This window comes from Desnuesiella massiliensis (assembly GCF_001403615.1).
GTDB classification, from domain to species: domain Bacteria; phylum Bacillota; class Clostridia; order Clostridiales; family Clostridiaceae; genus Desnuesiella; species Desnuesiella massiliensis.
This window is the reverse complement of record NZ_LN879457.1, coordinates 43,290-66,523: the sequence shown is the minus strand read 5'-3', so window position 1 is coordinate 66,523 and position 23,234 is coordinate 43,290. Positions and strand designations below refer to the sequence as shown.

The 23,234-nt window shown below is 35.3% G+C and carries 29 protein-coding genes; all 29 read right to left on the bottom strand.

Annotated elements, in window-relative coordinates; all coding sequences use genetic code 11:
• Positions 1-10: 10 nt before the first annotated feature.
• The 29 genes from secY to rpoB all read right to left on the bottom strand — a co-directional run bounded on the left by secY (position 11) and on the right by rpoB (position 23,223).
• The gene (secY, locus tag BN2665_RS17975; RefSeq protein ID WP_055668508.1) at positions 11-1,288 is read right to left on the bottom strand and encodes a preprotein translocase subunit SecY; all 1,278 of its coding nucleotides are present in this window, start codon (positions 1,286-1,288) and stop codon (positions 11-13) included.
• A 2-nt stretch (positions 1,289-1,290) separates the two neighbouring features.
• Positions 1,291-1,731 carry a 50S ribosomal protein L15 gene (rplO, locus tag BN2665_RS17970; RefSeq protein ID WP_055668507.1) on the bottom strand — a complete coding sequence of 147 codons (441 nt, stop codon included), beginning with the start codon at positions 1,729-1,731 and terminating at the stop codon, positions 1,291-1,293.
• Between the two features lie 22 nt (positions 1,732-1,753).
• Positions 1,754-1,933 (bottom strand): 50S ribosomal protein L30, encoded by a 180-nt coding sequence (rpmD, locus tag BN2665_RS17965; protein ID WP_055668506.1) that lies wholly within the window; start codon positions 1,931-1,933, stop codon positions 1,754-1,756.
• A gap of 11 nt (positions 1,934-1,944) precedes the next feature.
• The gene (gene rpsE / locus BN2665_RS17960) at positions 1,945-2,442 is read right to left on the bottom strand and encodes a 30S ribosomal protein S5 (protein WP_055668505.1); all 498 of its coding nucleotides are present in this window, start codon (positions 2,440-2,442) and stop codon (positions 1,945-1,947) included.
• Between the two features lie 18 nt (positions 2,443-2,460).
• Positions 2,461-2,823, bottom strand: a complete 363-nt coding sequence (gene rplR / locus BN2665_RS17955) for a 50S ribosomal protein L18 (RefSeq protein ID WP_055668504.1) — start codon at positions 2,821-2,823, stop codon at positions 2,461-2,463.
• 18 nt (positions 2,824-2,841) lie between these two features.
• Entirely contained in the window at positions 2,842-3,384 is a 543-nt protein-coding gene (rplF, locus tag BN2665_RS17950) for a 50S ribosomal protein L6 (protein WP_055668503.1), read from the bottom strand.
• 91 nt (positions 3,385-3,475) lie between these two features.
• Positions 3,476-3,874 (bottom strand): 30S ribosomal protein S8, encoded by a 399-nt coding sequence (gene rpsH / locus BN2665_RS17945; RefSeq protein WP_055668502.1) that lies wholly within the window; start codon positions 3,872-3,874, stop codon positions 3,476-3,478.
• Between the two features lie 32 nt (positions 3,875-3,906).
• Complete coding sequence (locus tag BN2665_RS17940) at positions 3,907-4,092, bottom strand: type Z 30S ribosomal protein S14 (protein ID WP_055668501.1); 186 nt, start codon at positions 4,090-4,092, stop codon at positions 3,907-3,909.
• A 15-nt stretch (positions 4,093-4,107) separates the two neighbouring features.
• Positions 4,108-4,647 (bottom strand): 50S ribosomal protein L5, encoded by a 540-nt coding sequence (gene rplE, locus BN2665_RS17935; RefSeq protein ID WP_055668500.1) that lies wholly within the window; start codon positions 4,645-4,647, stop codon positions 4,108-4,110.
• Between the two features lie 25 nt (positions 4,648-4,672).
• Positions 4,673-4,987 (bottom strand): 50S ribosomal protein L24, encoded by a 315-nt coding sequence (gene rplX, locus BN2665_RS17930; RefSeq protein ID WP_055668499.1) that lies wholly within the window; start codon positions 4,985-4,987, stop codon positions 4,673-4,675.
• 20 nt (positions 4,988-5,007) lie between these two features.
• Positions 5,008-5,376 (bottom strand): 50S ribosomal protein L14, encoded by a 369-nt coding sequence (gene rplN, locus BN2665_RS17925; RefSeq protein ID WP_055668498.1) that lies wholly within the window; start codon positions 5,374-5,376, stop codon positions 5,008-5,010.
• 28 nt (positions 5,377-5,404) lie between these two features.
• Positions 5,405-5,659, bottom strand: coding sequence for a 30S ribosomal protein S17 (gene rpsQ / locus BN2665_RS17920; protein WP_055668497.1), 255 nt, complete (start codon positions 5,657-5,659; stop codon positions 5,405-5,407).
• 21 nt (positions 5,660-5,680) lie between these two features.
• Complete coding sequence (rpmC, locus tag BN2665_RS17915; protein WP_055668496.1) at positions 5,681-5,893, bottom strand: 50S ribosomal protein L29; 213 nt, start codon at positions 5,891-5,893, stop codon at positions 5,681-5,683.
• Complete coding sequence (gene rplP / locus BN2665_RS17910) at positions 5,893-6,327, bottom strand: 50S ribosomal protein L16 (RefSeq protein WP_055668495.1); 435 nt, start codon at positions 6,325-6,327, stop codon at positions 5,893-5,895. Before rplP ends, rpmC begins: the two co-directional genes overlap by 1 nt.
• 17 nt (positions 6,328-6,344) lie before the next feature.
• Positions 6,345-7,010: a 30S ribosomal protein S3 gene (gene rpsC, locus BN2665_RS17905; RefSeq protein ID WP_055668494.1), complete on the bottom strand. Its 666-nt coding sequence runs from the start codon at positions 7,008-7,010 to the stop codon at positions 6,345-6,347.
• A gap of 15 nt (positions 7,011-7,025) precedes the next feature.
• On the bottom strand, positions 7,026-7,361 hold the full coding sequence (gene rplV / locus BN2665_RS17900) for a 50S ribosomal protein L22 (RefSeq protein ID WP_055668493.1): 336 nt from the start codon (positions 7,359-7,361) through the stop codon (positions 7,026-7,028).
• Positions 7,362-7,388: 27 nt separating this feature from the next.
• Positions 7,389-7,670 (bottom strand): 30S ribosomal protein S19, encoded by a 282-nt coding sequence (gene rpsS / locus BN2665_RS17895; RefSeq protein WP_055668492.1) that lies wholly within the window; start codon positions 7,668-7,670, stop codon positions 7,389-7,391.
• Positions 7,671-7,739: 69 nt separating this feature from the next.
• Entirely contained in the window at positions 7,740-8,567 is an 828-nt protein-coding gene (gene rplB / locus BN2665_RS17890; RefSeq protein WP_055668491.1) for a 50S ribosomal protein L2, read from the bottom strand.
• 56 nt (positions 8,568-8,623) lie between these two features.
• Positions 8,624-8,920, bottom strand: coding sequence for a 50S ribosomal protein L23 (rplW, locus tag BN2665_RS17885; RefSeq protein WP_055668490.1), 297 nt, complete (start codon positions 8,918-8,920; stop codon positions 8,624-8,626).
• The gene (gene rplD / locus BN2665_RS17880; RefSeq protein ID WP_055668489.1) at positions 8,920-9,540 is read right to left on the bottom strand and encodes a 50S ribosomal protein L4; all 621 of its coding nucleotides are present in this window, start codon (positions 9,538-9,540) and stop codon (positions 8,920-8,922) included. Before rplD ends, rplW begins: the two co-directional genes overlap by 1 nt.
• A 25-nt stretch (positions 9,541-9,565) precedes the next feature.
• Entirely contained in the window at positions 9,566-10,195 is a 630-nt protein-coding gene (gene rplC, locus BN2665_RS17875) for a 50S ribosomal protein L3 (RefSeq protein WP_055668488.1), read from the bottom strand.
• A 91-nt stretch (positions 10,196-10,286) separates the two neighbouring features.
• Positions 10,287-10,595 (bottom strand): 30S ribosomal protein S10, encoded by a 309-nt coding sequence (gene rpsJ / locus BN2665_RS17870; RefSeq protein WP_055668487.1) that lies wholly within the window; start codon positions 10,593-10,595, stop codon positions 10,287-10,289.
• A gap of 543 nt (positions 10,596-11,138) precedes the next feature.
• Positions 11,139-12,332, bottom strand: a complete 1,194-nt coding sequence (gene tuf / locus BN2665_RS17865) for an elongation factor Tu (protein WP_055668474.1) — start codon at positions 12,330-12,332, stop codon at positions 11,139-11,141.
• 47 nt (positions 12,333-12,379) lie between these two features.
• Positions 12,380-14,443, bottom strand: coding sequence for an elongation factor G (fusA, locus tag BN2665_RS17860; protein ID WP_055668486.1), 2,064 nt, complete (start codon positions 14,441-14,443; stop codon positions 12,380-12,382).
• Positions 14,444-14,515: 72 nt separating this feature from the next.
• Entirely contained in the window at positions 14,516-14,986 is a 471-nt protein-coding gene (rpsG, locus tag BN2665_RS17855; RefSeq protein ID WP_055668485.1) for a 30S ribosomal protein S7, read from the bottom strand.
• A gap of 143 nt (positions 14,987-15,129) precedes the next feature.
• Positions 15,130-15,507 carry a 30S ribosomal protein S12 gene (gene rpsL / locus BN2665_RS17850; RefSeq protein WP_055668484.1) on the bottom strand — a complete coding sequence of 126 codons (378 nt, stop codon included), beginning with the start codon at positions 15,505-15,507 and terminating at the stop codon, positions 15,130-15,132.
• A gap of 57 nt (positions 15,508-15,564) precedes the next feature.
• The gene (locus BN2665_RS17845) at positions 15,565-15,807 is read right to left on the bottom strand and encodes a ribosomal L7Ae/L30e/S12e/Gadd45 family protein (RefSeq protein ID WP_055668483.1); all 243 of its coding nucleotides are present in this window, start codon (positions 15,805-15,807) and stop codon (positions 15,565-15,567) included.
• Positions 15,808-15,963: 156 nt separating this feature from the next.
• Positions 15,964-19,500 (bottom strand): DNA-directed RNA polymerase subunit beta', encoded by a 3,537-nt coding sequence (rpoC, locus tag BN2665_RS17840; protein WP_055668482.1) that lies wholly within the window; start codon positions 19,498-19,500, stop codon positions 15,964-15,966.
• A gap of 21 nt (positions 19,501-19,521) precedes the next feature.
• Complete coding sequence (gene rpoB / locus BN2665_RS17835; RefSeq protein ID WP_055668481.1) at positions 19,522-23,223, bottom strand: DNA-directed RNA polymerase subunit beta; 3,702 nt, start codon at positions 23,221-23,223, stop codon at positions 19,522-19,524.
• Positions 23,224-23,234: the final 11 nt, after the last annotated feature.

Sequence of the window (23,234 nt, the reverse complement as noted above, 5' to 3'; positions counted from 1 at the left end):
TTAATCTTTTCTATTTAAGAAATCCTTGATAATGACGCATTACTAATTGTGAGTCCAACTGCCTCATTGTATCCAAGGAAGCACCAACTAAGATTAATAACATAGTACCTCCAAAAGAGATACCTTTAAATGGTGTATATCCTTGTAAAATTATAGGGAATACTGCAATAATTGCAGCAAAAGTTCCTCCTATAATAGAAATTCTATCTAGTATTCTCTCTATATGCTTAGCTGTAGCCTGACCTGGTCTTATACCTGGTATAAATCCAGCAGACTTATTCATATTCTCAGCCATTTCTTCTGGTTTAAAGGTAACCTGAGCATAGAACCAAGAGAAAAATATTACAAGTACAGCATACACTACTGCATATTGCCATGTATTATTCTTAAATGGACTATACGCTCCATTTACTATAACCTTATTAAACCAAGATTCTGTCATAAATTGACCTATTGTATATGGAAACTGCATAACAGACATAGCAAAAATTATTGCTATTACCGCTGTACCGCTTAAACTGATTGGAATATGTGTTGACTGACCTTTAAAGGTCTTATTTCCAACAGCTCTACCAGCATATTGAACAGTGATTCTCTTCTCTGAAAGTGACATAATGATTACAGCCATAAGTAATGCAAGAGCCACCAATACAAAAATAACAACCTCAACTGGTCCTACAGCTTCTGTCTTTCTTAATCCAACTATCTGATAAATAGTTGTAGGGAATCTTGAAATAATATTTACAAATATATACAATGAAACTCCGTTCCCTATTCCTTTAACACTTACTTGATCACCTAACCACATTAAGAAAGTGGAAGCTGCAACTAAAGTTAAAATTACAAGAAACGTATTTATTAATGATGGGTTGAGTATTGCTCCTTGGTTGTATATTAATACATAAGCCCCATATGCTTGAATTACTCCTAAAACGATAGATGCATATCTTGTTATATTTTGTATCTTTCTTCTTCCGTCTTCGCCTTCTTTAGAAAGCTGTTCAAGTTGAGGAATAGCTATAGTAAGAAGTTGCATTATGATTGAAGAGTTAATGTATGGAACTACTCCTAATGCAAATATACTAAAGCTGCTAAAAGCTCCACCGGAAATTAAATCATAAAATCCAAGCAAACTGTCTGACTGACTTATGTGCTTAAGTACACTTGTATCAATTCCAGGAACAGGAATATAGTTTCCCATCCTGAAAATTGCTACTATAAATAATGTAAATATTAATCTTTTTCTTAACTCCGGAACCTTCCAGGCATTACGTAGGGTTGATAGCATTTTTATACCACCTCAACTTTTCCTCCAGCCGCTTCTATTTTTTCAGCTGCTGCTTTAGAGAATTTTGTAGCTTTTACAGTTAAGCTTTTTTCTATTTCTCCATTACCTAAAATCTTAACTCCATCTTTTATCTTGCTTATAATTCTCATTTCTAGCAATAATTCTGGTGTAACAACTGTTCCATTTTCAAAAACATTTAATCTATCTACATTTATAGCAATATATTCTTTAGCAAATATATTAGTAAATCCTCTTTTTGGTAATCTTCTGTATAATGGCATTTGACCTCCTTCAAATCCAGGTCTTACACCACCACCAGTTCTTGCATTCTGTCCTTTTTCACCTTTACCAGCATTTCTACCTAAACCGGAACCAGTACCTCTACCAACTCTTTTAGGAGCTTTTTTGCTACCAGCTGCTGGTTTTAACTCATGAAGTTTCATAGCTACTTACACCTCCTCGTTTTTACACTTCTTCAACTTTTAGAAGATAATTTACTTTGTTTATCATACCTTTTATTTGAGGAGTATCCTCATGCTCAATAGTCTTTCCTATTTTATTTAGTCCAAGAGCATTTGCAGTAGCTATGTGATCTTTCTTTCTACCTATTAAACTCTTGACCAATGTAACTTTTAGTTTAGCCAAGGCAATCCCTCCTAACCTAAAATCTCTTCAACGGTTTTGCCTCTTAGCTTAGCAATTTGCTCAGCTGTTCTTAATTCGGCCAATCCGTTAATAGTAGCGTTAACCATATTTCTTGGGTTGTTTGAACCTAGAGACTTAGCTCTAACGTCCTTTAATCCTGCTAATTCAAGCACTGCTCTTGCAGGACCACCAGCGATAACTCCTGTACCTTCAGTTGCTGGCATGATTAAAACTTTTCCTGTTCCAAATCTTCCATAAATCTCGTGAGGAACTGTAGTTCCAACTATAGCAACTTCTACAAGGTTCTTCTTAGCGTCTTCTATTCCTTTTCTGATTGCATCAGGGATTTCAGCGGATTTACCCATTCCAACGCCTACGTGTCCGTTCTCATCTCCTACTACAACTAGAGCGCTGAATCTGAAATTTCTACCACCCTTAACAACCTTAGTAACTCTATTTATGAACACAACTTTTTCCTTAAGGTCTAGTGTGCTAGGATCGATTCTCATTTATTTCCCTCCTTAATATTAGAATTCTAAGCCGGCTTCTCTTGCACCTTCAGCAAGCTCTTGTATTCTACCGTGATATATGTATCCGCCTCTGTCAAATACAACATTTTTTATTCCTTTTTCAATTGCCTTTTTAGCAACTAATTCTCCAACTAATTTAGCTGATTCTTTATTGCTACCAGCCTTTCCAGCAAAATCCTTATCTAAACTGGAAGCTGAAACAATAGTAACTCCAGCTACATCATCTATGATTTGAGCATATATATTCTTTTCACTTCTATATACGCAAAGTCTTGGTCTTTCAGCAGTACCAGAAACTTTTTTACGTACTCTTAGATGACGTACTCTTCTTTTTTCCTGTCTGTCTTCCTTTTTGAACATAAGGTTCACTCCTTTCTATTATTTCTTACCAGTTTTACCTTCCTTACGTCTTATAACTTCACCTTCGAATTTAATTCCTTTTCCATTATAAGGTTCAGGTTTTCTCCATGCTCTTATATCGGCAGCCATATCTCCTACCAACTCTTTATCTATACCTTTAACAACAACTTTGTTTGCTGCAGGTAGTTCAAAAGTTACACCTTCAACTGGCTCTATTTCAACTGGATGTGAAAATCCTAGGTTCATTACAAGTTTCTTTCCTTGTAATTGTGCTCTATAACCAACACCGATTAATTCCAATGTTTTTTGGAATCCTTCTGAAACACCCTTAACCATATTGTTAACTAGTGCTCTTGTTAATCCGTGTAGCGCTCTGTGCTCTTTTACATCGCTTGGTCTAGTTACAACTACTGTATTATCAACTACAGCTATATTAATGTCTTTATGCATAGCTTTCTCTAACTGGCCTTTTGGTCCTTTTACTGTAACAACGTTCTCTGGTGTTACAGTAACAGTTACGCCATTAGGAATAGCTACTGGTAATCTACCAACTCTTGACATAATCGCACCTCCTATATTCCTAATTGCCAACATAATATAAATAAATATATTTTATGTTAAATTCTAACGAAGAAATTTCTATATTAAAAAATTACCAAACGTAGCAAACAACTTCTCCGCCTAACCCTAAGTTTCTTGCTTCTCTATCTGCTACTATTCCTTTAGAAGTTGATATAACAGCAACTCCTAACCCGTTTAATACCTTTGGAATTTCATCTGTCTTACAGTATACTCTTAATCCTGGTTTAGAAATTCTCTTTAAGCCAGTGATTACTCTTTCTTTATTAGCACCATATTTTAAGCTTATTCTTAGCATTGGTACTACTCCGTCAGAGTACTCCTCTATACCTTTTATATATCCTTCTTGAAGTAATATATTTGCAACAGCCTTCTTAACGTTTGAAGAAGGAACTTCAACTATTTCATGTTTAACAGAATTTGCATTTCTTATACGTGTTAGCAAATCTGCGATAGGATCCGTCATAACCATTTATTGTGCCTCCTTTCACTACTTCTAATTTATTACCAGCTTGCTTTTTTGCATCCAGGTATTTCTCCCTTATATGCAAGCTCTCTAAAGCAAATACGACATATTCCGAACTTTCTTAAAACCGCATGTGGTCTTCCACATATTCTACATCTTGTATAAGCTCTTGTTGAATATTTAGGTGTTTTGTTCCACTTTTCAATTAAAGCCTTACGTGCCACGTTTTCCCCTCCTTATTATTGAGCAAATGGCATTCCAAGGAATCTTAATAATTCTCTTGCTTCCTCGTCTGTCTTTGCAGTAGTTACAAATATTATATCCATACCTCTTACTTTATCAATCTTATCATATTCTACTTCTGGGAATATTAATTGTTCTTTAACTCCTAATGAATAGTTTCCTCTACCATCAAAAGCTTTATCTGAAACTCCTCTGAAGTCTCTAACTCTTGGAAGAGCTATGCTCATTAATTTATCTGCAAATTCATACATTTTATGTTTTCTTAATGTAACTTTGCATCCAATTGCCATGTTCTCTCTTATTTTAAAGTTAGCAATTGAGTTCTTAGCTCTTGTTAAGATTGGTTTTTGTCCTGTTATAAGTTGAAGGTCTGCTACAGCAGCTTCTAATACTTTTGGATTATCCTTAGCTTCTCCTACTCCCATGTTGATAACTATCTTTTCTAGCTTTGGAACTTCCATTATATTTTTATATGCAAACTTTTCCATTAAAGCTGGAACTACTTCTTTTTCGTATTTTTCTTGTAGTCTTGGCATAATGTTTTGTACCTCCTTTCAAATGTTAGAATGTTTCTCCGCACTTCTTGCATATTCTAACTTTAGATCCGTCTTCTAATAACTTATGGCTTATTCTTGTTACATTCTTGCATTTTGAGCAGTATAACATAACTTTTGAGCTAAATATAGCTGCTTCTTGCTTTACTATTCCACCTTGCATATTTTGCTTGCTTGGTTTTTGATGCTTAGTAACTATATTAACGCCTTTTACAAGAACTTTTCCACTCTTTGGCATAACAGCTAAAACTTCGCCAGTTTTGCCCTTATCTTTACCTGAAATAACCATTACGGTGTCGTTCTTTCTTACGTGAACCTTCATTGTTTAGCCACCTCCCTATCTTATAGTACTTCAGGTGCTAATGATAATATTTTAGTAAATTCTTTATCTCTTAGCTCCCTTGCAACTGGTCCGAAGATACGAGTTCCTTTTGGGTTTTTATCTTCTTTTATTATAACCGCTGCATTCTCATCAAATCTGATGTAAGAACCGTCTGCTCTTCCTAAACCTTTTACTGATCTAACTATAACAGCCTTAACAACGTCCCCTTTTTTAACAACTCCGCCTGGTGTTGCACTCTTAACGCTAGCAACTATTATATCTCCAATGTTTCCATACTTTCTTCTGGAACCACCTAATACTCTTATGCACATAATTTCCTTAGCACCAGAATTATCTGCTACTTTTAGTAAGGTTTGTTGCTGTATCATATAAATACCCTCCTTTCAGCTTTAAAGACTACTTAGCCTTTTCAACTATTTCCACTAATCTCCATCTTTTATCCTTTGATAATGGTCTAGTTTCCATTATTAATACTCTATCATTTAATTTAGCCTCATTATTTTCATCATGAGCTTTAAATTTAGTAGTTCTGTTAACTGTTTTACCATATAGAGGATGGCGAACTTTAGTCTCAACAGCTACCACTATTGTCTTATCCATTTTATCTGAAACAACTCTTCCGATTCTTGTCTTTCTATTTCCTCTTTCCACAGGGTGAACCTCCTTTCAGCTTTACTGCTCAAAAGCCCTTAATTCTTCTTCTCTAATGATGGTCTTTATTTGGGCTATAGATTTTTTTACTTCTCTTATTCTCATAGGATTTTCTAATTGTCCTGTTGCTAATTGGAATCTTAAGTTGAATAACTCAGCTTTAAGATCATTTAATTTAACTGCTAAATCTTGAGGATTACTGTTTCTTAATTCTTTTAACTCTCTAGCCTTCATTATTCTTCACCACCCATTTCCTCAAAATCTCTTCTTGTAACGAACTTAGTAGTTACAGGAAGTTTGTGTGAAGCAAGTCTCATAGCTTCTCTTGCTACTTCTTCTGAAACACCTGATAACTCAAATAATACTCTACCTGGTTTTACAACTGATACCCAGTATTCTGGTGAACCTTTTCCGGAACCCATACGTGTTTCAGCTGGTTTCTTAGTTATTGGCTTATCTGGGAAAATCTTTATCCAAAGTTTTCCTCCTCTTCTTATATATCTATTTATAGCTATTCTGGCAGCCTCTATTTGGTTGCTTGTAATCCAACCACATTCAGTTGCTTGTATAGCGAAATCTCCGTATGCGATGAAATTACCTCTTGTAGCTTTACCACGCATTCTACCTTTTTGAACCTTACGATGTTTTACTCTCTTAGGCATTAACATCTCGAATTCCTCCTTTCTTATGCATTAATTTCTTCCTTATCAACTTTTTTTGTTGGAAGAACTTCTCCTTTATATACCCAAACTTTTACTCCGATTTTTCCATAAGTTGTATCTGCTTCAGCAAATCCATAATCTATATCAGCTCTTAATGTTTGTAGTGGAATTGTTCCTTCATGGTAATGTTCTGTTCTAGCTATTTCAGCTCCACCTAATCTACCTGAGCAAGAAGTCTTAACTCCTTTTACCCCAGATTTCATAGCTCTTTGTATTCCTTGTTTCATAGCTCTTCTAAAAGAAATTCTCTTTTCTAATTGAGCAGCTATGTTTTCTGCCATTAATTGTGCATCTGTTTCTGTATTTTTAACTTCTACTATGTTTATTAAGATGTTTTTATCCTTAACGAATTGCTCAACACCTTTTTTAAGAATTTCTATTCCTGATCCACCTTTTCCAATGATAACTCCAGGTTTAGCAGTAAATATGTTTAATTTAACTCTCTTAGCAGCTCTTTCAATCTCTATTTTGGATATTCCTGCAGAGTACAATTTTGTTTTAACATACTCTCTTATTTGATTATCCTCTACTAAGTAGTTTGAAAAATTCTTTTTGTCAGCGTACCATTTAGCGTTCCAATCTTTAATTACGCCAACTCTTAAGCCGTGCGGATGTACTTTTTGACCCACTCTATTTCCCTCCTTTTAAGCTCTTTCCTTAACAACTACTGTTATATGGCTAGTTCTTTTATTTATTCTAAACGCCCTACCTTGAGCATGTGGTCTAAATCTCTTTAATATTGGTCCTGGGCAAGCATATGCTTCTGCAACAAACAATCTAGAAGGATCTAGATTCATGTTATTTTCAGCATTTGCTACAGCTGATTTTAAAACTTTGTTTACAACCTCAGCTGCATCCTTTGGAGTGTATTGTAGTATAGCAAAAGCCTCATTAACATTTTTTCCTCTTATTAAATCTAAAACCACTCCAACTTTCATTGAAGACATTCTTACGTATTTAGCTATAGCTTTAGCTTCCATTTTTGTGAATCCTCCTTTCTAAGGCTATTATCTTACCTTTGATGATTTTTCGTTGTCAACGTGTCCCTTGTAAGTTCTTGTTAGAGCGAACTCTCCAAGTTTGTGACCAACCATATCTTCTGATACATATACAGGTACATGTTTTCTTCCATCATGAACAGCTATTGTATGACCTATCATTTGTGGGAAGATTGTTGAACTTCTTGACCAGGTCTTTATAACTTTCTTTTCACCTGCTTTATTCATTTCATTTATTCTTTGTAAAAGAACTTCTTGTACAAAAGGTCCTTTTTTAACTGATCTACTCACTAGATTTGCCTCCCTTCGCGAAACTTTAGTAGATGTGAAGAGAATTTTCTAATTCTCTTCAATCCTACCTTATTTTCTTCTCTTTATTATAAGTCTATCTGAATATTTCTTATGCTTTCTAGTCTTATATCCAAGAGTTGGTTTACCCCATGGCGTAACTGGGCCTGGTCTACCAATTGGTGACTTACCTTCTCCACCACCGTGTGGGTGATCACATGGGTTCATTACAGAACCTCTAACTGTAGGTCTCCATCCTAAATGTCTCTTTCTTCCAGCTTTACCTATGTTGATGATTTCATGTGTTAGATTTGATACAGTTCCTATAGTTGCTCTACACTCAATTCTAACATATCTCATTTCTCCACTTGGAAGTCTTAATGTTGCATAACCGCCTTCTTTAGCCATTAACTGTGCAGATGTTCCAGCAGCTCTTACTAATTGGCCACCTTTACCAGCTTGTAATTCAACATTATGTACAAATGTACCTACTGGCATATTCTTAAGTGGAAGTGCGTTTCCTGGTTTTATATCTGCTTCCGGACCCGATACTATAACATCCCCAACCTTTAGTCCTACTGGTGCTATTATGTATCTCTTATCTCCATCAGCATAAACAACTAATGCTATGTATGCTGATCTATTTGGATCATATTCTACAGTAGCTACTTTCGCTGGAATTCCATCCTTATTTCTCTTGAAATCTATTATTCTATATTTTTGTTTTGCTCCACCACCATGGTGTCTTACAGTTATTTTACCTTGTGTGTTTCTACCACCTGACTTTTTCAAGGCAACAAGAAGAGATTTTTCTGGCTTATCTGTTGTTACTTCTTCAAAAGTATTAACAGTCATATGTCTTCTTGATGGAGTGGTAGGGTTAAACTTTTTAACTGCCACTTGTGTTCCCTCCTTCTTTAAGCTTATCTGGTCCTATGAACCAATACGGGCTTTTATTATTGCATTCCTTCAAAGAACTCTATTGATTTACTATCTGCTGTTAACTTAACAATAGCTTTCTTATAATCTGGTCTCTTTCCAACATGTACGCCTACTCTTTTAGTTTTTCCCATCGTTCTGATTGTCTTTACATCTTCTACTTTTACTCCGAAAACTTCTTCTACTGCTCTCTTTATTTGAGATTTGTTAGCAGTTACATGAACGATGAAGGTGTATTTTTTTTCAGCCATAACCGCCATACTTTTTTCAGTTATAACTGGCTTTCTTATTATATCATGGCTTGTTAATTTCATTATGCGTACACCTCCTCAATTTTTGATACAGCTTCCTTAGTTATGATTAATTTTTCATACTTTAATAAATCATAAACATTTATATTATTTACAGGAAGTATTTCTACTCCTTGAATATTTCTAGCTGATTTATATACATTTTCGTTTGATTCAGCAGTAACTATTAATGTTTTCTTAGCGCTGAATGCATTTAACATTTTAACTATTTCTTTAGTTTTTGGTGCTTCTAGCTCTAAGCCTTCTAAAACAACAAAATTGTTTTCAGCAACCTTGTTTGATAAAGCTGACTTCATGGCAACTCTTCTCATGCTCTTTGGTATAGACATTCTATAATCTCTTGGCTTTGGTGCGAATACTATTCCACCATGTATCCATTGAGGTGATCTAGTTGAACCCTGTCTAGCTCTTCCTGTTCCCTTTTGTCTCCAAGGCTTTATTCCGCCCCCTGAAACTTCAGCTCTAGTCTTAGTTGATTGAGTTCCTTGTCTCTTGTTAGCTAATAAAGCTACTACAACTTGATGCATAGCATGTTGATTTATTTCTGCACCAAATACTACGTCTGATAATTGGAAATCTCCAACTTTTTGTCCTTCTTTATTAAATAATCCTACTGTAGGCATTCTGCATCCTCCTTTCTACCCAAAATTAAGCTTTAACGCTGTTTCTTATAACAACTATGCCTTTATTTGGACCTGGTACTCCGCCTTTAATTAAAATAACATTCTTTTCTGGCATTATTTTAACAACTTCTAAGTTTAAAACTGTTGTTTTTACATTTCCCATATGTCCTGGCATTTTTTTGTTTTTGAATGTTCTTGATGGATCTGATGATCCTCCCATAGAACCTACTGATCTGTGGAATTTAGAACCGTGGGACATAGGTCCTCTGTGTCCATTCCATCTCTTAATTGTTCCTTGGAATCCCTTACCTTTTGAAGTTCCAGTTACATCAACCTTTTCGCCAATTTCAAATATATCAATCTTTATCTCTTGACCTACTTGATATTCGCTAACGTTATCTAACTTAAACTCTTTTATATATCTTTTAATTGCAACTCCAGCTTTAGTGAATTGTCCTTTTACTGGCTTGCTAAGTAATTTTTCCTTAACATCAGCAAAACCTACACGAATTGCCTCATAACCATCTTTTTCTGTAGTTTTCTTTTGAATAACTACACATGGACCTGCCTCTATAACAGTTACAGGAACAATTTTACCATTTTCATTGAATATTTGGGTCATACCAATTTTTCTACCCATTATAGCCTTTTTCATTTTACTACACCTCCTAAACATATCAGCGGATTGACTTAGCAATCATAATAGTTCGTAATATTTTATATTACGCGTACAGGCTATGTACGTTTTATAATTTTATTTCTATGTCTACTCCTGCTGGTAGATCTAATCTCATTAGAGCATCAACAGTTTTTGGTGATGGATTAACTATGTCAATTAATCTCTTATGAGTTCTGATTTCAAACTGCTCTCTAGAGTCCTTGTATTTGTGTGGAGCTCTTAGAATTGTTACAACATCTTTTTCAGTTGGTAGTGGAACTGGTCCAGCCACTTTTGCACCTGTTGATTTAGCAGTCTCTACAATTTTCTCAGCTGATTGATCTAATATTTTGTGATCAAAAGCCTTTAGTCTTATTCTTATTTTTTGTTTTGACATTTAATTTCCCTCCTTTTCATGCACGCTTTACTTCTAACGCACAACAGCGGACGTTCTGTAAACTGCTCCGGGTGTTTCATATTTTCAATCACACCTCTACACAGAACCCCCGTCGTCGGATTCTAAGACCCTGACATACTCATCAAGAATAACCCGGAAGTCCGGCAACCTCTTGAATCATCGCTGTTTGCTTTACAACTTCTTTATTATACTATATGTTATGTGATTTTACAATAGTTTTTATTTAAATACTTTTAAAAAATATGCAGATAAATTATTAGATTTTTACTAAAAATAATTATAAAATATTTATTATTTTTATAAGCTCATGTAATACTTTAAGACTAAATAAGTCAACATTTTTATATTATTAACATAGTTTATACTAACTAAACAACTGAATTTAAAAAACAAACCATAATTTTATTTATGTTAAAAAAATATAGAAGGGACGTCTCCCTTCTATACTTTAAGCTCGAGCTTTCTTTATGCTAGCATTTTGCTTTTAAAATTTTAAAAGTTTTTATAAAAATGTTTCTATAATTATTCTAATATAGTAGTAACAACACCTGAACCTACTGTTCTTCCGCCTTCTCTGATAGCGAATCTTAATCCTTCATCCATTGCTACTTGTGTGATTAATTCAACGTTCATGTCGATGTGGTCTCCAGGCATAACCATTTCCATTCCATCTGGTAATTTGATTGATCCTGTAACGTCTGTTGTTCTGAAATAGAATTGTGGTCTGTATCCATCAAAGAATGGTGTGTGTCTTCCGCCTTCTTCTTTCTTTAATACGTATACTTGACCTACGAATTTCTTGTGTGGATTTACTGATCCTGTTTTTGCTAATACTTGACCTCTTTCGATATCAGTTCTTTGAACACCTCTTAATAATGCTCCTATGTTATCTCCTGCCATCGCTTGGTCTAGTAACTTTCTGAACATTTCTACTCCAGTTACTACTGTCTTCTTTCTTTCTTCTGTTAAGCCGATAACTTCTACTTCGTCACCAACTTTTAATATTCCTCTTTCTACTCTTCCTGTTGCAACTGTTCCTCTTCCTGTGATTGTGAATACATCTTCTACTGGCATTAAGAATGGTTTGTCAGTTGCTCTTTCTGGTGTTGGAATGTAGCTGTCTACTGCTTCCATTAACTCCATTATGCATTTTGTTGCTGCTTCATCTGTTGGGTTCTCTAATGCTTTTAATGCTGATCCTGCTATTATTGGAGTATCATCTCCTGGGAAGTTATACTCGCTTAATAACTCTCTTACTTCCATTTCTACTAGCTCTAATAATTCTGGATCGTCTACCATATCTGCTTTATTTAAGAATACTACTATGTAGTCAACTCCTACTCTTGATGCTAGTAGTATGTGCTCTCTTGTTTGAGGCATTGGACCATCTGCTGCTGATACAACTAGGATTGCTCCATCCATTTGTGCTGCTCCTGTGATCATGTTCTTTACATAGTCAGCGTGTCCTGGACAGTCAACGTGCGCATAGTGTCTGTTTTCTGTTTGATACTCAACGTGCGCTGTGTTGATTGTGATTCCTCTTTCTTTTTCTTCTGGTGCCTTATCTATTTCGTCATACTTGAATGCTTCTGCATATCCTTTGCTTGCTAATACTGTTGTAATAGCTGCTGTTAATGTTGTCTTACCGTGGTCTACGTGTCCTATTGTTCCAATATTAACGTGTGGTTTGTTTCTTTCAAATTTTGCCTTTGCCATTTATAATTCCTCCTTACTAATGACTTTCTTATGTCTATATTTTTATATTATTTTTTTCCTGCAATTTGTTCTTGAATACTCTTTGGAGTTTCTTCGTAATGATCAAATTCCATACTGTAGACTCCTCTACCTTGTGTTCTTGATCTTAATGTAGTTGCATATCCAAACATTTCTGATAGTGGTACGAAAGCTCTGATAACTTGAGCACCAAATCTTGCTTCCATTCCTTCTATTCTACCTCTTCTGGAGTTAAGGTCACCTATAACATCTCCCATGTAATCTTCTGGAACAGTAACCTCTACTTTCATCATAGGTTCAAGCAACGCTGGATCTGCCTTAGCCATAGCGTTCTTAAAGGCCATAGAACCTGCAATCTTGAAGGCCATTTCTGATGAGTCAACATCATGGTATGATCCATCAAATACTTTAATCTTAAAGTTAATAACTGGATATCCAGCTACAACACCGCTATCTGAAGCTTCTCTTATTCCATTGTCTATAGCAGGTATATATTCTCTTGGAATAGCTCCTCCTACTACAGCATTTTCGAAGGTATATTCTCCCTCATTAGGTATCATTTCTATCCAACAGTGACCATATTGTCCTCTACCACCTGATTGTCTTACGAACTTACCTTCAGCTTTAACAGCTTTTCTGATAGTTTCCTTGTAAGCAACTTGCGGAGCACCAACATTACATTCAACCTTGAATTCTCTTTGAAGTCTATCTACAATTATCTCAAGGTGTAACTCACCCATACCAGCAATAATTGTTTGACCTGTTTCTTGATCAGTCCAAGTTTTGAAAGTTGGATCTTCTTCTGCTAGCTTAGATAAGGCTATACCCATTTTTTCTTGACCAGCTTTTGTCTTTGGCTCAATAGCTACTCTTATAACTGGTTCTGGGAATTCCATGCTTTCTAATACTATTGCTCCACTGTCAGAACATAAAGTATCTCCAGTTGTAGTATCTTTTAAACCTACTATTGCACCTAAATCTCCAGCACGTAACTCTTCAACTTCTTCTCTATGATTAGCATGCATTTTAACAAGTCTACCTATTCTTTCTTTTTTACCCTTAGTGGAATTTAATACATATGTACCACTTTGCATTATTCCAGAATATACTCTTGTGAAAGCTAATCTACCAACAAATGGGTCAGTAGCTATCTTAAATGCCAATGCTGACATTGGAGCATCATCGCTAGCTGGTCTTTCATCCTCTTCATTAGTATTCGGATTAGTTCCTTTTATTGCTGGGATATCTAATGGTGATGGCATATAAGCAACAACTGAATCTATCATTTCTTGAACACCTTTGTTCTTATATGATGAACCACAGATTACTGGAATCATTTGTCCAGATATAGTAGCATTTCTTATAGCTGCATGAAGTTCATCTTCTGTAATATCTTCACCTTCAAGATATTTCATAGTTAATTCTTCATCTGTTTCAGCTACTGCTTCAATCAATGCCGCTCTGTATTCTTCTGCTTTATCTTTTAATTCAGCAGGGATTTCAATTCTCTCTATTTCTGTTCCTAGGTCATTTTTATGTATTATGGCTTCATTAGTGATTAAGTCAACCATTCCTACGAATTGATCTTCTTGACCTACTGGAATTTGAATTGGAACTGCATTAGCCTTTAATCTCTCTCTTATTGTATTTACACAATTATAGAAATCAGCACCAGTTGCATCCATTTTATTTACATAGACAATTCTAGGAACACCATACTTGTCTGCCTGTCTCCAAACTGTCTCAGTTTGAGGCTCAACACCACTCTTAGCATCAAGTACTGTTACAGCTCCATCAAGAACTCTTAGAGATCTCTCAACCTCAACTGTAAAATCTACGTGTCCTGGTGTATCTATTATGTTTATAGCATAACCCTTCCATTGACAAGTGGTTGCCGCTGAAGTAATAGTTATACCTCTCTCTTGTTCTTGCACCATCCAGTCCATTGTAGCTGCACCTTCATGGGTTTCACCTATCTTGTGTGTTTTTCCTGTATAAAATAGTATACGCTCAGTAGTTGTAGTCTTTCCAGCATCTATATGAGCCATTATACCAATATTACGAAATTTTTCTAACGGAAATTGTCTTGCCACTACGTTTTCCTCCTCTCAGTTTAGTAATAAAATTCGACAAAACTGTTTTGGCAGAGCCAAAACAGTTTTGTATTAATATCTGTAATGAGCAAAGGCCTTATTTGCTTCAGCCATTTTATGAGTATCTTCTCTCTTCTTAACTGCTGCGCCAGTGTTGTTAGCTGCATCTAATAATTCTCCAGCTAATCTTTCTCTCATGTACTTTTCTCCTCTGTTCTTAGCGGCATTTAATAACCATCTAATTCCCAAAGTTTGTCTTCTCTCAGCTCTTACTTCGATTGGAACTTGGTAAGTAGCTCCACCTATTCTTCTTGCTTTTACTTCAAGTAAAGGCATTACATTGTTCATAGCAGTTTCAAAAACCTCTAATGCATCTTTTCCTGTCTTGTTAGCAAGTACTTCGAAAGCATCGTAACAGATTTTTTGTGCTACTCCTTTTTTTCCATCTTCCATAACGCTGTTTATCAACTTTGTAACAACCTTACTGTTGTACATTGGATCTGGCAATACATCTCTTTTTGCTATATGTCCTTTTCTTGGCACTTTTCTTCCCTCCTTAACATTTAATATTTAAGTTCATCGGTACTCGACATTTTGTCGTAAAGTGCTCTGACTTCTGCAGTATAAATAAATTATATATAAATCTATGTAAATGCGAAGACATAGCACTAATCAACATACAAAAATTACTTTTGTTTTGGTCTCTTAGCACCGTACTTTGACCTTCCTTGCATTCTGTTAGCTACTCCAGATGAGTCTAAAGCTCCTCTTACTATATGGTATCTAACCCCTGGAAGGTCCTTAACTCTTCCACCTCTTATTAGAACAACGCTGTGTTCTTGTAAGTTGTGGCCTACACCTGGGATGTATGCACTTACTTCGTATCCATTTGTTAGTCTTACTCTAGCTATTTTTCTTAGCGCTGAGTTAGGCTTCTTTGGAGTTGTTGTTTTAACTACAGTACATACTCCTCTCTTTTGAGGGCACTCCTTAAGTGCTGGTGCAGTTGATTTGTCTGCTACTGTCTTTCTGCCTTTTCTTACTAATTGGCTAATAGTTGGCATGGTTTCACCTCCTCTAAAATTTTTAATTTAATCTATTTAATTTAAGATACTAGCTAATTAATCTTTCAAAATTAGAGCTGCTGAAGCTCCAACCTCTATTCCACATAGCTTACCTAATTCTTTCATAGTTTCAACATAGATAACTTCTACAGAATGATCTTCTGCTGAATCTACCAAGGAAGTAGTCAACTTGTGATCTGCATCTTTGGCTACATATAAAACCTTGCCTAATCCATTTTTTATGGATTTATTGGCTTGTTTTACACCTATTACTTTTTTACCTAATAGTCTGTCTACCATGACCTTCCCTCCTCGATATATTAATATCGAGGCAAAGCATTTAGCTTTGCCTCCATGAAATCATGTAGACAACTTACCTATTGGTGTTTTATACATTATAAAATCACACAAAATGTATTTTATCATTTAAGAACTATGCTGTCAACCAAATATAAGTTAATCTTCTATAGTATTTGTTAACTCTTTTTCTGCCAATTCTGATTCAGTATTGAGCTTAACGGATCTATATCTAATCATACCTGTTCCAGCTGGTATTAACTTACCAATTATAACATTCTCTTTTAATCCTAACAATGGATCTATTTTTCCTTTTATAGCCGCATCAGTTAATACTCTAGTAGTTTCTTGGAATGAAGCTGCTGACAAGAAGGAATCAGTGGCAAGAGCTGCCTTTGTAATACCCAAAAGAACCCTTTCTCCTTTAGCTTCTTCTCCGCCTACGCCTCGTACTCTTTCATTTTCTTCATCAAAGTCAAATATATCTATCATTGTTCCAGGTAACAGCTCTGTATCTCCTGACTCAACTATTTTTACTTTTCTAGTCATTTGTCTTACAACCACTTCTAAGTGCTTATCATTTATATCAACACCTTGAAGTCTATAAACCTTCTGAACCTCTGAAAGCAAGTAATTTCTTACACCATCAATACCTTTTATTCTCATTATATCATGGGGATTTACGGAACCTTCAGTGATTTCATCACCAGCACTTATTTCCTCCCCATTGCTTACTTTGAGTCTTGAACCAAATGGTATATCATAACTTACTTCTTCTCCAGAAGATGTTACAATTATAACTGTTCTTTTCTTTTTGGTCTCTTCTAGTCTAACTGTACCAGAAACTTCAGTTACTATTGCTAATCCTTTAGGTTTTCTTGCTTCGAAAAGCTCCTCAACTCTTGGAAGACCTTGTGTTATATCGGCTCCCGCAACTCCACCAGTATGGAAGGTTCTCATTGTAAGCTGAGTACCTGGTTCTCCTATAGATTGAGCAGCAACTATACCAACAGCTTCACCAATATTGATTTTTTCTGCTGTAGCCATATTCATTCCATAACATTTAGCACAAACACCAACTTTAGCGCTACATGTAAATACTGATCTTATTTTAACTTTTTTAATTCCTAACTTCTCAACTTTTTCAGCCATATTAAGAGTAATGTAGGTATCATTAGGAACTACTATATTTCCCGTGCTTGGATCTATAATATCTTCAGCACTATATCTTCCAGAAAGCCTTTCTCTTAAAGGTTCTATTACTTCGTTTCCTTCTTTTATTTCAGAAACAATGGTTCCTACCTTAGTTCCACAATCCTCTAGTCTCACTATGACATCTTGGTTAACATCAACTAATCTTCTTGTTAAATATCCTGAGTCAGCTGTTTTAAGAGCGGTATCCGCATTACCTTTTCTAGCTCCATGAGTAGAGATAAAGTACTCTAATACATCTAGCCCCTCTCTAAAGGAAGCTTTAATTGGTAACTCTATAATTTTACCAGAAGGATTTGCCATAAGTCCTCTCATCCCAGCTAATTGTTTTATCTGGCTCTTAGATCCTCTGGCTCCAGAATCCGCCATCATAAATATAGGATTAAAATTATCAAGACTTTCCATAAGAGCATCCGCTACTTCTTCAGTAGTTTTAGTCCATTTATCTATAACTCTTTCATATCTTTCTTCTTCTGATATGAAACCTCTTTTATACATCTTTTCTATCTTATCTACTGTTTCTTCAGCATCTTTTAGTAAAGTTGCCTTTTGTTCTGGAACTATCATATCTGATGCAGCAACAGTTATAGCACCTATGGTAGAATAGTGATAACCCTTGGCTTTAATCTGGTCTAGCATTACAGAAGTTTTAGTTGGGCCATAATTAATATAGCATTTATCAACTATCTTACCTAAATTTTTCTTATCAACTAAGAAATCTACCTCTAGTTTAAACTCATTTTCTGGTAAAGATCTATCAACAAAACCTAAATTCTGAGGTATAGATTCATTGAAAATTGTTTTTCCTACAGTAGTTTCAATGATTCCGGTTCTTTTCTCTCCATTAATTTCTTTAACCATCTTTATCTTAACTTTAGCATGCAATGACACATCTCCTGCTTGATATGCCATAAGAGCCTCGTCCGAAGACATGAAGTAGCTTCCTTCTCCTTTTTCTCCATCCTTGTTTAAAGTTAAGTAATATGAACCTAATATCATATCCTGTGTAGGGACACAAACCGGCTTACCATCAGATGGTTTCATAATATTACCTGCTGCAAGCATTAAGAACCTTGCTTCTGCTTGAGCTTCCACAGATAAAGGAACGTGAACCGCCATTTGGTCACCATCAAAGTCAGCATTGTATGCTGTACATACTAGCGGGTGTAGCTTTATCGCTCTACCCTCAACTAGAATTGGTTGGAACGCTTGAATTCCCAATCTATGCAGTGTGGGGGCACGGTTTAAAAGTACTGGATGATCAGATATTACTTCCTCAAGTACATCCCATACCTGAGGCATAACTCTTTCAACCATTCTCTTTGCGCTCTTAATATTATGAGCAATGCCACCTTCAACTAATTTTTTCATAACAAAAGGCTTAAACAATTCTAAAGCCATTTCTTTTGGAAGACCACATTGATACATTTTTAATTCTGGTCCAACAACTATAACTGATCTACCAGAGTAGTCAACACGCTTGCCTAGTAAGTTTTGTCTAAATCTTCCTTGCTTACCTTTAAGCATATCCGATAAAGATTTTAATGGTCTATTTCCAGGGCCAGTAACAGGTCTGCCTCTTCTTCCATTATCCACTAATGCATCCACTGCTTCTTGAAGCATTCTTTTTTCATTTCTAACTATTATGTCAGGTGCTCCTAAATCAAGCAGTTTCTTAAGCCTATTATTTCTATTTATAACTCTTCTATAAAGATCATTTAAATCTGATGTAGCAAACCTTCCGCCATCCAATTGCACCATAGGCCTTAGATCTGGAGGAATTACTGGAATAACGCTAATAATCATCCAAGATGGCTTATTACCAGATTTTCTAAAAGACTCAATAACTTCTAGTCTTCTTATTATTCTTACCTTCTTCTGACCTGTGCTGTTTCTTAATTCTTCTTTTAATTCCTTAGAAGTTCTTTCTAATTCAATTTCATCAAGAAGTTGTTTAACAGCTTCTGCTCCCATACCTGCAGCGAAGCTCTCTTCACCATATTTATCCACAGCTTCTCTATATTCCTTTTCATTTAGCAGCTGTTTTCTTAGTAAAGGAGTCTCTTTAGGATCTAATACTACATAAGACGCAAAATATAGTATTTTTTCTAAAGCTCTTGGGGACATGTCTAATATTAATCCCATTCTTGAAGGTATTCCTTTGAAATACCATATATGGGATACTGGGGCAGCAAGTTCAATATGCCCCATTCTCTCACGTCTAACCTTAGCCTTAGTTACTTCTACTCCACATCTATCGCAAACTATGCCTTTATATCTAACTCTTTTATATTTTCCACAATGACATTCCCAGTCTTTGATAGGTCCAAAAATTCTTTCGCAGAATAATCCATCTCTTTCTGGTTTTAGAGTTCTATAATTTATTGTCTCAGGTTTTTTTACTTCACCTCTTGACCATTCTCTTATCTGTTCTGGTGAAGCTAACCCTATTTGTATGGCATCAAAATTATTTAATTCAAACAAGGGTATATCCTCCCTTCAAAATTAGTGTTCATCATTAAAATCATCAATGTCAAGTTCACTATTGAAATCATCTAATGGAAGTTCATCATAATCAATATCTATATCTTCTTCAACTTCGTCTTCTGACTCCACGTAGTCATCATCTGGGGTAGGTGGAATAAATTCTTCTGAACCTTCCATATTTACATCTAGTTCTTCAAGCTCTTCTTCAACTGACTCTTTTAATTTTATTTCTTGGTTATCATCATTAAGAACTTTAACATCTAAGCATAATGCTTGAAGTTCTTTTATAAGAACCTTGAAGGATTCTGGTACACCTGGTTCAGGTATATTTTCTCCTTTAACTATGGCTTCATAAGTTTTTACTCTACCAACTACATCGTCTGACTTAACTGTAAGTATCTCTTGAAGCGTATTAGCTGCACCATAAGCTTCTAATGCCCAAACTTCCATCTCACCAAATCTCTGTCCTCCAAACTGAGCTTTACCACCTAATGGTTGTTGAGTAACCAGAGAGTATGGCCCTGTAGATCTAGCATGAATCTTATCATCAACTAAGTGAGCAAGTTTTAATATATACATATATCCTACAGTTACTCTGCTATCGAAGGGTTCACCTGTTCTACCATCATATAGAACTGTTTTACCATCCCCATTATATCCTGCATCAATTAGACATTGTTCTATATCTTTCTCTGTGGCTCCATCAAATACTGGAGTAGCTATATGCCAACCCAATTTGCTAGCCGCTTGCCCAAGATGCACTTCTAAAACCTGACCAATATTCATACGAGAAGGAACCCCTAAAGGATTTAAGCATATTTGTAGTGGACTACCATCTGGTAGGAATGGCATATCTTCTTCTGGTAAAACTCTAGAGATAACCCCTTTGTTTCCGTGACGTCCTGCCATTTTATCTCCCACAGATATTTTTCTCTTCTGAGCTATATAACATCTTACTAATTGATTTACTCCTGGAGGCAATTCATCGCCATTTTCTCTTGTAAACACCTTAACATCTACTATGATACCTGCTTCACCATGAGGAACTCTTAGGGAAGTATCTCTAACTTCTCTTGCTTTTTCACCAAATATAGCTCTAAGCAACCTTTCCTCAGCAGTAAGCTCTGTTTCTCCTTTTGGTGTTACTTTTCCTACTAATATGTCTCCTGATCTTACCTCTGCACCAATTCTGATTATTCCTCTATCATCTATATCTTTTAAAGCATCTTCTCCCACATTAGGAATATCCCTTGTAATTTCTTCTGGTCCTAACTTAGTATCCCTGGATTCGCATTCATACTCCTCAATGTGTATAGAAGTAAATACATCATCCCTAACAAGTTGCTCTGATATAAGCATAGCATCCTCGTAGTTATATCCTTCCCAAGTTATAAACCCTATTCTTATATTCTTACCTAATGCAATTTCACCTAAGTCAGTAGAAGGTCCATCAGCTAAAACCGTACCTTTTTTAACAATTTCTCCTTTACTTACTATAGGCCTTTGATTTATGCAAGTACCTTGGTTTGATCTTTTAAATTTAAGTAATCTATATATATCTGTACCGCCATCAGAATCTCTTTTCACTCTGATTTCATTTGAACTAACATAAGTCACTACTCCATCATTTTTAGACTTAGGTAATACCCCTGAGTCAACTGCCGCTTTGTATTCTATACCAGTACCAACAACTGGAGCTTGTGGCTTTAAGAGCGGAACTGCTTGACGTTGCATGTTAGATCCCATAAGAGCACGGCTGGCATCATCATTTTCTAAGAACGGAATCATAGCCGTGGCTACAGATACTATCTGTCTTGGAGATATATCCATTAAATCTACGTCTTCTTTAGGAACAACAAGAACTTCTTCTTGTGCTCTTACAGTTATCTTCTTATCTATAAATCTTCCTTCTTCATCTAAAGGCTCATTAGATTGAGCTACTAGATAATGATCTTCTTCATCTGCTGTAAAGTATCTTATTTCTCCTGTTACTCTTCCACTCTTTTTATCAACAACTCTATATGGCGTTTCTATAAATCCATATTCATTTACTCTTGCATAAGTTGCTAGAGAGTTAATAAGACCTATGTTCGGTCCTTCAGGAGTTTCTATAGGACACATTCTTCCATAGTGTGAATGGTGAACGTCTCTTACTTCAAATCCTGCTCTCTCTCTTGATAAACCACCAGGCCCTAATGCTGAAAGTCTTCTCTTATGAGTTAATTCTGAAAGTGGATTAGTTTGATCCATAAATTGAGATAATTGTGAGCTTCCGAAGAATTCCTTTATAGCCGCAGCAACAGGTCTTATATTAATCAAAGCTTGAGGCGTTATGCCTTCTTGATCTTGAATAGTCATTCTTTCTTTAACTACTCTTTCCATCCTTGAAAGACCTATTCTAAATTGGTTTTGAAGTAATTCACCAACAGATCTAAGTCTTCTATTTCCTAAATGGTCAATATCATCTACATAGCCAATGCCATAAGATAAACCTAATTCATAGCTAATAGTTGCGTAAATGTCATCTATAATTATATGTTTAGGTATTAGCCTATTTAAATTTTTCTTTACTTCTTCTTTTATAGTATCTTCATCAGTATAGTTATCCAATATTTCTTTTAATGTAGGATAATGAACTAATTCTTTAATATTTAAACTATCTATATTAAAAGAAATATGCTTATGTATATTAACAAAGTTATTTCCTATAACTCTTACAACCTTATCATCAACTATTATATCAACAGAGTTTACTCCACTGTCTTGAACCTCTAAAGCTTTTTCTCTGTCTATCTTTTCACCTTTTTGTACAAGGATTTCTCCAGTACTTGGATTTATGATGTCTTTAGCTGCAATTTGGTTAACTATTCTTAAATTCAATGCTAGCTTCTTATTAAATTTGTATCTTCCTACTTTAGAAAGATCATAACGCTTAGCATCAAAGAATAATGAATCTATTAAGCTCATTGCGCTATCTACAGTTGGTGGCTCACCCGGTCTTAATCTCTTATATATTTCAAGTAAAGCTTCTTCTCTTGTTTTAGTGTTATCTTTTTCTATAGTAGCTCTTAATCTTTCATCTTCTCCAAAATAATCTACTATTTCTTGGTCACTACCTAATCCCATAGCTCTAGATAGTATGGTAATAGGAAGTTTTCTTGTTTTATCAATTCTAACATATATAACATCATTAGAATCAGTTTCATATTCTAGCCAAGCTCCTCTAATAGGAATTACAGTTGAAGATATCAACCTCTTTCCATTTTTATCCATGCTTTGGCTATAATATACGCCAGGAGACCTTACTAACTGGCTAACTATTACTCTTTCAGCACCATTGATTATAAAAGTACCTTGCTCAGTCATTAAAGGGAAATCTCCCATAAAGACCTCTTGCTCTTTTAATTCGCCAGTTTCTTTGTTTTGAAGTCTAACTTTAACCTTTAGCGGCGCTGCGTATGTGGCATCTCTTTCTTTACATTCTTCCACTGAGTACTTGATATTATCCATATCAAGCTTATACCCAACAAATTCAAGAACAAGATTTCCCGTGTAGTTTGTTATAGGATTTACATCATAAAAAACTTCATGAAGTCCCTCATCCAAAAACCACTGATAGGAATCTAATTGTACTTCAATTAAGTTAGGCATATCAGCTACTTCTTTTACTTTTCCAAAACTCATTCTTGTTCTTTTTCCAACTTGGACAGGATGTACCATCAGCTTTCACC

Excerpts from the sequence above, each read along its gene's own strand:
- secY (WP_055668508.1), bottom strand. The coding sequence starts at position 1,288 with ATGCTATCAACCCTACGTAATGCCTGGAAGGTTCCGGAGTTAAGAAAA.
- rplO (WP_055668507.1), bottom strand. The coding sequence starts at position 1,731 with ATGAAACTTCATGAGTTAAAACCAGCAGCTGGTAGCAAAAAAGCTCCT.
- rpsE (WP_055668505.1), bottom strand. The coding sequence starts at position 2,442 with ATGAGAATCGATCCTAGCACACTAGACCTTAAGGAAAAAGTTGTGTTC.
- rplR (WP_055668504.1), bottom strand. The coding sequence starts at position 2,823 with ATGTTCAAAAAGGAAGACAGACAGGAAAAAAGAAGAGTACGTCATCTA.
- rplF (WP_055668503.1), bottom strand. The coding sequence starts at position 3,384 with ATGTCAAGAGTTGGTAGATTACCAGTAGCTATTCCTAATGGCGTAACT.
- rpsH (WP_055668502.1), bottom strand. The coding sequence starts at position 3,874 with ATGGTTATGACGGATCCTATCGCAGATTTGCTAACACGTATAAGAAAT.
- rplE (WP_055668500.1), bottom strand. The coding sequence starts at position 4,647 with ATGCCAAGACTACAAGAAAAATACGAAAAAGAAGTAGTTCCAGCTTTA.
- rplX (WP_055668499.1), bottom strand. The coding sequence starts at position 4,987 with ATGAAGGTTCACGTAAGAAAGAACGACACCGTAATGGTTATTTCAGGT.
- rplN (WP_055668498.1), bottom strand. The coding sequence starts at position 5,376 with ATGATACAGCAACAAACCTTACTAAAAGTAGCAGATAATTCTGGTGCT.
- rpmC (WP_055668496.1), bottom strand. The coding sequence starts at position 5,893 with ATGAAGGCTAGAGAGTTAAAAGAATTAAGAAACAGTAATCCTCAAGAT.
- rplP (WP_055668495.1), bottom strand. The coding sequence starts at position 6,327 with ATGTTAATGCCTAAGAGAGTAAAACATCGTAAGGTTCAAAAAGGTAGA.
- rplV (WP_055668493.1), bottom strand. The coding sequence starts at position 7,361 with ATGGAAGCTAAAGCTATAGCTAAATACGTAAGAATGTCTTCAATGAAA.
- rplW (WP_055668490.1), bottom strand. The coding sequence starts at position 8,920 with ATGAAATTAACAAGCCATGATATAATAAGAAAGCCAGTTATAACTGAA.
- rplD (WP_055668489.1), bottom strand. The coding sequence starts at position 9,540 with ATGCCTACAGTAGGATTATTTAATAAAGAAGGACAAAAAGTTGGAGAT.
- rplC (WP_055668488.1), bottom strand. The coding sequence starts at position 10,195 with ATGAAAAAGGCTATAATGGGTAGAAAAATTGGTATGACCCAAATATTC.
- rpsJ (WP_055668487.1), bottom strand. The coding sequence starts at position 10,595 with ATGTCAAAACAAAAAATAAGAATAAGACTAAAGGCTTTTGATCACAAA.
- tuf (WP_055668474.1), bottom strand. The coding sequence starts at position 12,332 with ATGGCAAAGGCAAAATTTGAAAGAAACAAACCACACGTTAATATTGGA.
- rpsL (WP_055668484.1), bottom strand. The coding sequence starts at position 15,507 with ATGCCAACTATTAGCCAATTAGTAAGAAAAGGCAGAAAGACAGTAGCA.
- BN2665_RS17845 (WP_055668483.1), bottom strand. The coding sequence starts at position 15,807 with ATGGTAGACAGACTATTAGGTAAAAAAGTAATAGGTGTAAAACAAGCC.
- rpoB (WP_055668481.1), bottom strand. The coding sequence starts at position 23,223 with ATGGTACATCCTGTCCAAGTTGGAAAAAGAACAAGAATGAGTTTTGGA.